Source organism: Paenibacillus sp. 10L310, from assembly GCF_056395745.1.
In genome coordinates, this window is sequence record NZ_JBFTKC010000017.1 from 109,661 (window position 1) to 120,307 (window position 10,647).

The 10,647-nt window shown below is 46.6% G+C and carries 10 protein-coding genes; 4 read left to right on the forward strand and 6 right to left on the reverse strand.

Annotated elements, in window-relative coordinates:
- Positions 1-219 precede the first annotated feature (219 nt).
- Genes AC1DE7_RS25870 through AC1DE7_RS25880 form a run of 3 tightly spaced genes read left to right on the forward strand, consistent with a single transcriptional unit; the run spans position 220 to position 2,151 of the window.
- Positions 220-501, forward strand: a complete 282-nt coding sequence (locus AC1DE7_RS25870; protein ID WP_017691026.1) for a hypothetical protein — start codon at positions 220-222, stop codon at positions 499-501.
- A gap of 31 nt (positions 502-532) precedes the next feature.
- On the forward strand, positions 533-1,822 hold the full coding sequence (locus tag AC1DE7_RS25875; protein WP_477535482.1) for a Tle-like phospholipase domain-containing protein: 1,290 nt from the start codon (positions 533-535) through the stop codon (positions 1,820-1,822).
- Positions 1,823-1,878: 56 nt separating this feature from the next.
- Complete coding sequence (locus AC1DE7_RS25880) at positions 1,879-2,151, forward strand: hypothetical protein (protein ID WP_017691024.1); 273 nt, start codon at positions 1,879-1,881, stop codon at positions 2,149-2,151.
- A 227-nt stretch (positions 2,152-2,378) separates the two neighbouring features.
- Here AC1DE7_RS25880 and AC1DE7_RS25885 read toward each other — a convergent pair whose 3' ends face one another.
- The 4 genes from AC1DE7_RS25885 to AC1DE7_RS25900 all read right to left on the reverse strand — a co-directional run bounded on the left by AC1DE7_RS25885 (position 2,379) and on the right by AC1DE7_RS25900 (position 7,030).
- A complete protein-coding gene (locus AC1DE7_RS25885; RefSeq protein ID WP_076329729.1) occupies positions 2,379-3,155 on the reverse strand; it encodes a YcnI family copper-binding membrane protein in 777 nt (258 codons plus the stop codon).
- Positions 3,156-3,618: 463 nt separating this feature from the next.
- The gene (locus AC1DE7_RS25890; protein ID WP_477535483.1) at positions 3,619-5,334 is read right to left on the reverse strand and encodes a copper resistance CopC/CopD family protein; all 1,716 of its coding nucleotides are present in this window, start codon (positions 5,332-5,334) and stop codon (positions 3,619-3,621) included.
- A gap of 207 nt (positions 5,335-5,541) precedes the next feature.
- Entirely contained in the window at positions 5,542-6,198 is a 657-nt protein-coding gene (locus tag AC1DE7_RS25895) for a response regulator (RefSeq protein ID WP_036616682.1), read from the reverse strand.
- Position 6,199: 1 nt separating this feature from the next.
- Entirely contained in the window at positions 6,200-7,030 is an 831-nt protein-coding gene (locus AC1DE7_RS25900) for a sensor histidine kinase (RefSeq protein ID WP_477535484.1), read from the reverse strand.
- A gap of 305 nt (positions 7,031-7,335) precedes the next feature.
- On the opposite strand from AC1DE7_RS25900, the gene AC1DE7_RS25905 reads away from it, so the two are divergent.
- Complete coding sequence (locus AC1DE7_RS25905; protein WP_017691019.1) at positions 7,336-7,503, forward strand: hypothetical protein; 168 nt, start codon at positions 7,336-7,338, stop codon at positions 7,501-7,503.
- Positions 7,504-7,636: 133 nt separating this feature from the next.
- Here AC1DE7_RS25905 and AC1DE7_RS25910 read toward each other — a convergent pair whose 3' ends face one another.
- Entirely contained in the window at positions 7,637-9,469 is a 1,833-nt protein-coding gene (locus tag AC1DE7_RS25910; protein ID WP_477535485.1) for a bifunctional diguanylate cyclase/phosphohydrolase, read from the reverse strand.
- 310 nt (positions 9,470-9,779) lie between these two features.
- Positions 9,780-10,370 carry a DUF5317 domain-containing protein gene (locus AC1DE7_RS25915; RefSeq protein ID WP_036616686.1) on the reverse strand — a complete coding sequence of 197 codons (591 nt, stop codon included), beginning with the start codon at positions 10,368-10,370 and terminating at the stop codon, positions 9,780-9,782.
- Between the last annotated feature and the right edge of the window lie 277 nt (positions 10,371-10,647).

The window sequence follows — 10,647 nt, forward strand, 5'->3', positions numbered from 1 at the left end:
CATAAAAACGATGCTCTCAGCCGATGTGGTCATGTTGATTTTGTACTATGATTCAGTTAACAGAAGCAGAAGGCATGGGTGAATGATCCTGATTCATTGGATGCACATATACATTGAAATCATAAGAAGAAGGTGATTGGTATGAGGCCAATACAAAAAAAGGTATGTGTATTCTTACTAATTGTGCTATCTATCTTTATTTTGGGAGGCTGTCAGAACATGAAAGAAAGTGAGAAACAGGCACTTTTTCAAGAAGCAGAAGCAAAAGCGGTCAAATATTTCAAAGACAAGTATGAGATGAACGTTGTCATTACAAGCAAGGAGTTGCTACCCGAAATGGCACTGGACTCGATTGCAATGGAAGGGCATGTGGTAGAGCAGGAGGATCAGGAGTTCACTATTTCCTATGACTATAATGATAAAAAAATCAAAAATTTTGGAATGAGCCCTGCCATCAAGGCAGCCATCATTGAGAAAGGCTACGATCCTTTTGCCAAGTAGATTGTATTGAATTTTGGGAGGTGAACATAACATGGGGGATACACCAAGAATTGATGATGAAACATACCGTCTGATGTCGGAACTGGCTTATGAAAATGCCAAAGCAGGTACTGAATATGCGAATCTACCAGGCTGGCAAGTGCTTGAGGATACGCATGGCAACGGTTATTCCGGGTTTGACGCAGTGACTTTTTACAATCCGGAAACGGGGCAGGCAGTCATTTCTTACCGAGGAACAGAAGGAAGTGCCGGATGGGATCGTAAAGGGCCTGATTTTCTGGCGGATGGTCAGATTGCGATCCCCGAACTGGGCAGAAAAATTGAACAATCTACCGATTTCACACCCGATTGGTTATCAGGTGGAATTCAAAAGGTAAAAGACGTCACCGGGCTGACTCATTTGGATAATGCGGTGGGTGAGCTGGATAGACAGATTGATAAAAAGCTGAATCCTTTTCCAAATCAAATGTACGAAGCAGAAGACTACGCGAAGGATATGCAGAACAAATACAAGAATTTGGACTTCTCTCTGACAGGGCATTCATTGGGCGGCGGAAATGCTCAGTATGCAGCAGCGCATACGGGAATGATGGCAGTAACCTTTAGTGCGCCATCTGTAATATCCAGCTTGACTCCATCACTGAAACGCAAGGCAGAAGAGGGTGGATTCGATAATCAGATCGTAAACTTTGGTCACCCGGGTGACTTTGTTGCCAGTGGATTCTTTGGTGGCTATGATCGTCATGTGGGTTCCATGTATTACATCAACTCTAATTACAAGGACATGAATGACAACATGAGCATGGGAGATAAGATGGGTAACACCTTTGGTGGGAAGGAATACCACGACCTGAAGCAGTATCAGTTCGAGAATGGTTATATTTCCAATGATCTATACGACCCTACCACTGGTGAGAAAATCAATAAAACTCCCCGTGAACCTTCCAATATCATGACGGAGCTTGCGGATGTTATGCGTAGCTTTGGTGTGCAGACTAACAAGATGGTTGCAGGTGTTGGCTCAGTGGGGGGAGCTTCCGGACTAATTCAGGTAACGCCGGAAGAACTGAAAAGTGTCGCTTCGCGGTGGAAGCAAAATGCACAACAATGCAATGCTGAGCTAAACCAGGTGCGAACCCGCATGGCTCAATACCTGCATACAAGTCGCAGTCGCAGGCTGGAGCCCATTGTCACCCAACTGGACGCGTCGATTCAAGAACTTAGCACATGGCATATGAAACATACCAGCCAGTTCCTGAACTTTATTGATGAGAAGGCGGATGCTTTCCGGCAGGCTGACGAGAGTCCGGTTCATTTTTAATTAGGATTTCTGGGTGGCTAGCGTTGATATCACGTACATAGGGGAGGGGAACACGAGTGGGTGGACAATTGCTGGTGGAATTGAATGATCTTCGGATTGCGGAAAAAGAACTGACACAGCTGCTTGCCCGTCTGCAAGCCGATGAACAGGAAGCGCGGGCGCTATATAGTCGCCTGAACGATTGGAAAGGCCAGTCCGCAGATCATACAAGACAGCAGATTGAAGAGTTTTTTGCGGGCCTGTCCAGACGTATTCAATCCATTGAACAGCAGAAGAAAAGCTTGCTGCAATACATTGAGATCATGATCCAGACGGATCAGGAACGCTAAAGGGTGGTAAGGCTGATGCCAAATTGCGGATGGTAATCAGCGTGGATAAGAGTGTGACCGTGGAGCGGCATGATTAGTGCCTTAACCACGGATTGTAAAGAACATGGGTAGCCAATCAAAATGATGATAGCTAAAAAGCCTACGGCATATCGGGTTTGAACCCGTATGCCATAGGCTTTTTGTTATCTGAAATTGTCTCAAGTTATCGTAAAACTGTAAGTTAGTTCTTAACGTTTTTTGCGACGTGTAGCCAACGCAATCCCCAAGAAGGACAAGATCAGGGCCAGAATGGATACGATCAATGTTGCTTGTTGAAGCTTCAGCGTACCCGGGTCTGTATCCGTGTTGTTTGGTTCACCTGTAACGGTGTCATTGAGTGCATCGCCCAACGTAGTGTCATCGTTTGCTTTGCTATCGTCGGTAGCTGCATTATCCCCAGTGGCTCCTTCTGTACCTGCACTATCATGTCCATCGTTGGCATGACCTCCACCTGCCGCAGCATTACCAGCAGCAGCCGGATCTTCGCTAATCGTTGTGATACTGTGTGGGTTGGCGTCACTTGGTTGGCCTGTCCATTCTACGATGCTGCCGTCGCTGTAATATTGGAAGGCATCCCAAGCTACTTCAGCTTCCGCCTTAGGGTTCTGTGCAACGAAGTTGAACTGCTGGAATTGTCCTGCCAGAATGCCTTCGTTATCGCCGTCAATCTCCCACGTAATTGATGTTACTTCATTGGAATCGTTCTTCTCTGTGGTGATTTTCCAGCCTGCCAGTGGTTGATATTGCTTGAATGCAACACCTTCCGGAACTTTCATGGTGATTTTGGTTGTAGGCAGTTCTTTCTCGGATGGAATCTTAATGGTGTACGTCTGCCATGCACTTGTCTGTGCAACGGATGGGCTAACGGTAACATGAGCGCTAGCGAATCCGGCGAATAACATGAATGCTGCGGTACCTGTTGCGATAGTGGATGTTAGTTTGGAAATCCATGATGTTTTCTTCAAAATAAATAACCCCTCTCAGTTCTTATCATATATGATTCGGCCCATTTTCTTAAATGAGTGTCTACGTTCTGCAAAGGCGCCGTTTCGGTTACGAATGGTCTTTCGATCACCGTTATTCTCGGATTTTTTAGGCAACTATATAAATTTAACTAAATACGGTTTACACATACACTCCGATGACAGAATAACCTTCCAATCGCTGTTATCCCCAGATTTTTTGATTCCCTTTTCTCAAAGGGGAAAATCCGGTGATAAAGGCGAACGCTACGCTTTTTCAGGTTTTTTCTGCCCTCTCCGTTTCAGTGTAAATAATAGTTCAATTTAAATAGTAATAAGTTGAAATCCGGGAATAAAGGCGAGTGCTTCGCTTCTCCAGAATCAATTTCGTTCCCTTCACTACATTTGCAGTTTGTAGAAACACTCATTTTAGATTGGGTCACTTTTCAATTTGATCTTTGTGTAACTATGGCTTGGCGGTGTTGATCTCAAATTCGGCATCCAGTGCATCCAACGTTTTGGTCAGGAGATGAACCTTGATATTCCAACGTCCAGGCATGGAGATGTAATCTTCAGCCTTGTACACACCGGTGTCGTTTTTCGGAATGGTAATCTCATAGATCCCCATATCCATGTCCAGATGTGTGAGTGACAGTGTGATCTGTTCCAGATCGTTAACCATACTTCCATCTGCCCGTTTCACATCAACTTCGAATTGGTTCTCTCCCGTTATATTGGGACTCACCTGAAGTGTGATCGCCGAGCCGTCTTCTGTAGTCTTTGTCTCCTGATACGGTCCGACCGCAGCGGGTTGTCCTGGAGACAGGTGTGTCAGTACGGCAGCAAGAGCGAGAATGACAGCACCGGTGGCAAGTTCGGCTTTCAGGCTGCCGGATAATCTGCTTCCCGTTGCTACTCTTGCCAATCTGGCATGACGCCAGGCGAAGACAAGCATTACAATAAGCAGGACGATCTTGCCGATCAGGACAAGGCCATAAGCTGTAGTGAACAAGGAAGTCAGCACAGGTGCTGGTAGAATAATCAGACTGCTGTATATCCCTGTAGCAACCAGAGCGGCTACGGCGCCAATTCCCCAGGCGGTAAACCTGCGAATAGCAACCCAGTAGACCTCTCCTCGCACCTTCGATGGCAGCTTATCCGCCAGTGGAGGCAAACATATCGCCATGGCGGTTAGTGCGCCAATCCAGAAAGCGGCACCGATCAGATGCACGAAGTCCATGGCAATCGCGAGAGCACGTTGATCCGCCGCAGCCGGATGTCCCGTCATGGCATGCGTGAACAGCCATCCAAGCACGAGCACAAGTGAGCCATAGGAAGACCAGATGCGAGCACGGATGGATCGATCGCGATCATATCCGGAGAGAATCGTGACGGCCAGCAGCATTACAATGAGTATTTGTAACATCCAGATCTGACCAAAGGATGTCAGCTTGAGCGCACTTCCGATCAGTGCCCAGCTTAGTTCGTTCAGAGCCACACCAGATTCATATAACGTATTCAGTGGCAGGCTGACCAGAGCGGCAAAGGAAGCAGCAGCATAACTGATCCATAACAATCTGTAGCTGCCCGGAACGTCCATAGGTTCTCTTGTCATGGATGTCGGTGCGATTCGCAGTAGCAAGAATGCAAGTGTCCCCAGTATGACAGACAATCCGAGATACTGAATCCAGTCTGTCAGAGATACAATCCATTTCAGCGGCCCACCTGTTGAACCGGAACCGGATGTAAGATCACTCAGTCCGGCAGGAGAACCGGATGGTTCACCGATATGGAAAACATACGCCCCTTGAATTGGGTGTCCATCGGCAGATACAGCTTTCCAGTTAACGGCATAAGTCCCGTTCCCGAGTCCAGCTTGCAGGCCAGTCTCCAGAATATGAGGGCGATCCACATCAATCTTTACATTTCCATCGTCTGCCTGATTGCCGTCAGGGCCGGTTATTTTGATATCATAAAAGGCCGTCTGCAAGGATTCGTTGAACTCCAGCGTCAGCCGCTCCGGAGCAGCTACGAGGATCTCATTTTCTCCTGGCGAAGCCTTAACAATATAAGCATGGGCAGATGCCCACTGTGGCATAACAAGGCAACATACGAGCAACAGACAGGTGACCAATGCCCAGTGCCGTTTGCTCCATTTCAGGGTAAAGCGTGTAAAAATCAAAAAATCATCACCCTCAGGTTATAGATTTGTAGTCATTCATGGCCTTTAAACACAATCTAACCCATTATAACTTTGTCCAAAATGACTGCGTATGACTACATTGGGCTATAAAAAAACGATTTGGTCTACATAATTGTGACAAAAGCATGAATGCTATGTCATTTCTCACCTATGTCGGAAGCATCATTGACTCCGAATTAACAATGTTTATTTGCGAAGTTTACGTCCTGCAAGCCCGCTCTCTAGTGCGTAGCGGGTGAGTTGTACCCGGTTTTCAAGCTGGAGCTTCTGCAAAATGTTTTTGAGATGATTCTTCACCGTCTGGTCTGAAATACCGAGTTGATCGGCAATCTCCCGATTGGTATATCCCGCGGATACCCATTGCAGAATCTCAAGTTCCCGCGCCGTTAGCGGGTTATCTTGTACATCTTCACTGCGTGGTGCGGGGAACTCCTGCAAAATCCGGTAGGCCAGTTCCTTACTGAGCGGTGCGTCGTCACTGACGATGGCGCGCAGGTATTCAAGCCAGGTGGAAGGCGTTAGATTTTTGAGCAAATAGCCTTGAGCGCCTTGTTTCAGTGCTTCGAACAGAAACGTCACATCATCCGATACCGTGACCATAACAACAATAACATAAGGGAATCGCAGCTTGATCTGACGGGTGGCTTCCAGCCCATCCATGCCCGGCATCTGCACGTCCATCAGGATCAGGTCGGGCATCCATTGTCCGGTGAGCTCCAGCGCTTCCTGTCCATTCGAAGCTGTACCAATCACTTCAAACAGGCTGTCCTCGGATAAAATGCTACAGATCGCTTCACGCGCATGCGCATGATCATCAACAACCAATACACGTACATGTTCCATATTAAGCATGCTCCTTTCCTATCGTCATTCGTGTATGCCCCGGTCTTGAATCGAGGGTGAAAGACCAACCCATCTCGGCAGCACGCTCCTTCGTAATTCGCAGTCCGTACCGATCCTTCAGATGAAGAGGATCTCCACTTAGTCCATTCCCATTATCCTGAATATAAATGAACCAGGCAATTGGGTTACCTTCCGCGTGAACCTGAACGCGGGTAGCCTGCGCATGTTTGCGTACATTCAGTAGTCCCTCCCGGATACAAGCGAGCAGTTCCACTTGTTCCTTGGCAGAGAACGTTACACCCTTGAGGTCCCAATGAATCTGTGCACCAGGTACCGTTTCCTTGACGAGCACTTCGACCTGCGCATGCAGTGAAATAATTTCTGATGTTACCGTAGAGGAAGGAACAAAACGCAACTGGGCAATAGCTTGCCTTACATATGTATTGACTTCATGCACGGTTTTTTGAATCTCCTGGATCTCATGCTCATGTCCGCTGCCTGCCAAACTACGGCCTGCTTTATCGGTCTTCACTGAGAGCAGGAAAAGAGACTGAGATATGCCGTCGTGAAGTTCTCTTGCCAATTGGTCACGAGCTTCCAGCGCTACTTTTGCTGCACGTTCCTGCTCCAGAGCAGCCCTGGCACCTTCGAGCATGTGGAACAATCGGCTGAGCAGAGTCACGCTGACGAGGTAAACGATGACGGGTGTTAACCAGTTTCCAGCATCCATCGAAAGGTATGGCATCAGAAACTGATGGCGAATGTATTCCCAGATGCCAACCGTGAATGTGGGGATCAGCAGAATCATCCATTTAATTTGTTTATAGGACATGAATGCAGAACTCCTTTGATCTAGGATTAGCTTATTTAGGTACTTTATTTATACAGGGATGGGATCATTATAACCCAAGCTTGTCCAAGACCCTAGTCTGTGTCTTTGGAGAAAGCTGGGGAGGATCAGGGAGTATTTAGAAGGATATCTAAGAACGACAAGGGGTGAAATGTTGTCACGCTAGGTGAGGGTTGGTGTGACCAGCTGAGGAAGGCTGAGTCCGTTTTCCCTATCGGAGAAGGTCCTCTATACTTAATATAGAACGTGAATTCATTACAAAACATGTTAAGGAGTGAAGCAACAACATGAGTCAAGAAGTATTGGAACGTCGCAGTGAATTGCTCAAAAAGAACATTCATCAGATGCTTGTTCAAGACAATCAGCACGGTATCAGTCGCCAAGACAACATGTTTTTGCAGCAGATGATTAAAGAGCTGCATCAGACCTCACATGAGCTGAATACCAAATCTTAATGTAGAATCTGCACGAGAATGAAGTTGTCTGGTGTACGATTCATTCCATGAAAATGAAAATGGCGCTATCTCCGATCAGACCGGGGATAGCGCTTTTACTTTTTCTGGGCTTATAGAAGAAGTTCTGTTTAGTTTACTGCAACTGTTGCTGAGCGGTTCTTTTCTCAATATATTGAATGAACAACTCGGCAAGCTCCGGATCAAACTGTGAACCCGAACATGAGCGTAGCTCCCGAATGGCTTCTTCCACGTTCTTGGTTTCCTGATACGGCCGCTCTGTCGTCATGGCATCAAAGGAGTCAATCACGGTCAGCATCCGGCAGAGCCGGGGAATCTCGTTACCCTTCAGGCCGTAAGGATAGCCTTTGCCATCATAGCGCTCGTGGTGAAGTTCAATATACGGAATCAGATCGGCGAAGCGATCGTTCGTGATCACCATTTTTTTGCCCCAGGTGACATGTCCTTTAATCGTTTCCCATTCTTCTGCGGTGAGCTTGTCCTTTTTGTTCAGAATAGACCAAGGAATCTCCAGTTTTCCGATGTCATGAATCAGTGCTCCCAGCACGAAGCGACGTTTTTCCGCATTGTCCAGTGCGAGCAATTCACTGATATCCAGTGCATATTTGTAGACCCGTTTGGAATGTTTAAACGTATCCATATCTTTGTATCTGAACAGATTAAGCTGCTGTTCGATGTCACGAACGTCCTGTACCAGATCAATCTCGTGTTCCATGCCATCATTGCTGCCATGGCGGTGCACGTTGTTCTTGCCCTGTTTCTTCGCATAATATAGTGCTTTATCCGCCTGATCCACAAGCTGGGATTTGTTATACATATCCACCTGATAGGGCGCGACGCCAGCAGAGAAGGAGAGACAACCGTGTGGAAACACTTCAACGCCTTCAAACGGCGTGTCGTTCAGTTGTTTACGCAGCTTGTTCATAAACCTGTAGGATTCGTCCAACTCCATGCCTGGCATGAGCAAAGTGAACTCTTCTCCTCCATAACGAAAGGCGGTAACAGGTGTGCCTTCCGTCTTTCGCATTAGAAAATCCCCCAGCAGGGCTAGCAGACTGTCACCTTGAAGGTGGCCAAACCGATCGTTATACTTTTTGAAATCATCAATATCAATAAGCCCCAGACATAGCGGTGTGCCCTGCGTTCGAGCGTTAGTCAGTTCGCTTTCTAACATGCTTTCGAAATAGCTATGGTTGAACAGACCCGTACGTTGATCCGTGTTGGCCTTTTCCTCAATCGTCTGATACATCACGAACAACTGCCTGAATGCATGGGAGAGCAGAATGCTAAGACTCAGATACAACAACAGGCCAAGTACGCCATTGTGCACAACCAGAATTGTCAGGACCAGCGCCAGAATCAGCGTACACAGATAAACCAGCAGGGATTCGGTAACGAATGCCCGCTTCATCTGCTGTAATGCATCCTTTGTTGAGAAATGAAAGAATAAGCCAAGTGTAATCGTGTTGATGATGAAGTAGGCTGCGAGTGCTGCAAAATAAGGAAGCAGGTTATAGTCGTCCAGAGTTCCCGATTGCCCGCCAGTCCACTCAAACACGGCAGCTGCTCCCGTAATCATGATACTGTAGATGCTGAAATTGACAATATGTTTCCACCAGGTGAGCTTGCGCTCTTTGATTAACAAGATGATGGAGACGGGTAGCAGTACAGATAAACTGAAAGCTCCGCCAAACATGAATATACAGGCAAGGTATACCGATGAATCCATGGATTGCTGATTGCCTTTGGGTGGAATCTGGAACGTGAAATAATCCAGAATTAACGCCGCACCCAGCATGGTGTAGACCATAACCCAATCCGCCGTGGTTAGATGAAGATAAGACCACTTGTTCATGTACAGAAAAACACCGATCCCGGTACAACTAAGCAAAATAACATACAGACTGCTTCGATCTGCCTTATGGATAAGGTTACGAATAAAGTTCATAAAAAATCTCCTGCTTGAGTTTAGTCTACTCTTGATGTGTATATAATTGGTGTTCTTCTATAGGGATATACTACATAGATGTATAACATACCAAGTTGCCTGCCAAAAATCCAAACAAGACAAACAGGCCGCTGGCAGCCTGTTTGTCTTGTTTGGCGGTATGGATACTAGCCGCCCAGCTTGTATCCCGAAGTTAACGCTACAACGACAGAAGCCACGATGATTGCGTTGATGACAATGCGGGAATATTTCACACCTTCAAATTTTTTCATGGAGAAGACCTCCCTTCCTTGGAGTCTACCTGTTTTCTTCAAGCCTGATGAGTTTTAGCAGGTTGTACAGCCTTTTTGTCCCGATTCACCATCATGTATTGAATAAAAAGGAATATGCCAATATTCATGACCACATCACCGATACTGATGACCTGAGTCCGTGGATAAGGGCTGGAGAGTGGGATGATATCACCGAGAAAAGGCAGATTTGTAGATGCATCCATCATAAAATGCTTTGATACGGCGCCGCCTTCCCGGAGCATGTCTACATAGTAGGGTCCCAGTACAGCGGAGGCTTCCACAGAAACAGGCATGCGCCCACCGTTTACAGCCATAACGGCAAAATTGAGAAATACCCCAATCCAGATGAGCATGAAACCGGTATGGTGTCTGTTGAGCCACAGGAAAGCGAGCCCTGTAATGTAGACGGCAGCAAAGAGATATCCATTAATGGATGCCACCCATTCGAATCGTTCCTGGAGATAGAAAATAAAGAACTGGATTAGCAGCAATACAGGGAAAATCCAGCCACTTCGCAGCTTGAGTGCTGCAAACTGGTTGAGCCCATGCCGCAACCCGCCCCGAAAAAATCCAACGATCAAGCCTAGTAGAATACCGTCATATACCATGGAGTAACTCCTGTTCGTGCGGAGATATGCAATATGATTGCGTGTTTGTGTACATAAAGGATTCGACCTTATATTGGTAATTCCTGCATGAGAAAAATGATTTTGTAGAAGAAATTTGCAAAATGCTGAACAAAAACCAGCTAATGTTTGTCAAGCATTTCTGGTTGGATGAGTTCTCTTTTCGTGGTATACTTTTTCCGACCAACACGAATAACCTCCACGGGTATGGAGGTTTTGGTTAAATATGGATTACACTTGGTAGGGCTGGCCTTTCTGC

Excerpts from the sequence above, each read along its gene's own strand:
- AC1DE7_RS25905 (WP_017691019.1), top strand. The coding sequence starts at position 7,336 with ATGAGTCAAGAAGTATTGGAACGTCGCAGTGAATTGCTCAAAAAGAAC.
- AC1DE7_RS25895 (WP_036616682.1), bottom strand. The coding sequence starts at position 6,198 with ATGGAACATGTACGTGTATTGGTTGTTGATGATCATGCGCATGCGCGT.
- AC1DE7_RS25900 (WP_477535484.1), bottom strand. The coding sequence starts at position 7,030 with ATGTCCTATAAACAAATTAAATGGATGATTCTGCTGATCCCCACATTC.
- AC1DE7_RS25910 (WP_477535485.1), bottom strand. The coding sequence starts at position 9,469 with ATGAACTTTATTCGTAACCTTATCCATAAGGCAGATCGAAGCAGTCTG.
- AC1DE7_RS25870 (WP_017691026.1), top strand. The coding sequence starts at position 220 with ATGAAAGAAAGTGAGAAACAGGCACTTTTTCAAGAAGCAGAAGCAAAA.
- AC1DE7_RS25875 (WP_477535482.1), top strand. The coding sequence starts at position 533 with ATGGGGGATACACCAAGAATTGATGATGAAACATACCGTCTGATGTCG.
- AC1DE7_RS25915 (WP_036616686.1), bottom strand. The coding sequence starts at position 10,370 with ATGGTATATGACGGTATTCTACTAGGCTTGATCGTTGGATTTTTTCGG.